Consider the following 802-nt stretch of genomic DNA (forward strand, 5'->3'; position numbering starts at 1 on the left):
GGTAGGCCTGAGGTATGAGGTATCCGGCTGGTGGTGGGATGAACGCGGCAGCCCGGGTCCGGCGTGAGAAGGTCCGGATCCAGGCCGCGTCCATGTTCGAGAGGTCTGTACCGACCGCGCAGATCGCTTCTGAGCTGCGGGTTTCTGAGAAGTCGGTGCGTCTGTGGCGGCGGCAGTGGACTGCTGGCGGAACGCAGGCTCTGGCGTCGGCCGGGCCGGGCGGTTCGGACTGCAAACTCTCGGTTGAGCAGCTGAAACAGCTGGCTCAGATGCTCGATGAAGGGCCGATCGTGCACGGCTGGGACGATGCCCGCTGGACCCTCGCGCGGGTGGCCGAGGTGATCGAGCGCCGTTTCGGCGTCTCCTACACGCTGCGCGGGGTGTCCTATCTGCTGCATCGCATCGGGTACAGCCAGCAGGTTCCCACTCGTCGGGCGATCGAACGCGATCCCGAAGCGATCGCCGGTTGGCATCGCGGGCGGTGGCCGTCGGTAAGAGGTTAGCGGCGGCGCAAGGGGCCTGGATCTGCTTTCAGGACGAGGCAGGCCAGGTCATGCGACCGCCGGTGGCCAAGACGTGGGCCCGGCGCGGGCACACGCCGGTCATCGAGGTGTCCGGCAAGGGCTCCGGCCGGGTTTCGATCGCGGGCCTGGTCTGCCTCAAGCCCGGACAGCGAGGCCGGTTGATGTGGCGCACCCGGCTGCACCGTGGTCGTACAGGCGAACGCGGTAGCTTCAGCGAGGACGACTACATCGCCTTCCTCGACCAGGCCCACCAGCGTCTGCAGGCACCGATGGTGCTG

The 802-nt window shown here is 67.7% G+C and carries 2 protein-coding genes; both read left to right on the forward strand.

The genetic code is table 11. The features are described 5' to 3' along the window. Positions 1-38: 38 nt before the first annotated feature. On the forward strand, positions 39-503 hold the full coding sequence (locus tag ACLQ25_RS32735; protein WP_425734593.1) for a winged helix-turn-helix domain-containing protein: 465 nt from the start codon (positions 39-41) through the stop codon (positions 501-503). Positions 504-553: 50 nt separating this feature from the next. After that, positions 554-802 (forward strand): hypothetical protein (locus tag ACLQ25_RS32740; RefSeq protein ID WP_425734594.1); only part of this gene is annotated, 249 nt, incomplete at its 3' end.

The organism is Micromonospora sp. DT44 (assembly GCF_049841635.1).
In the GTDB taxonomy this organism is placed as follows: domain Bacteria; phylum Actinomycetota; class Actinomycetes; order Mycobacteriales; family Micromonosporaceae; genus Micromonospora.

Coding starts and splice junctions, on each gene's coding strand:
- ACLQ25_RS32735 (WP_425734593.1), top strand. CDS start 39: ATGAACGCGGCAGCCCGGGTCCGGCGTGAGAAGGTCCGGATCCAGGCC.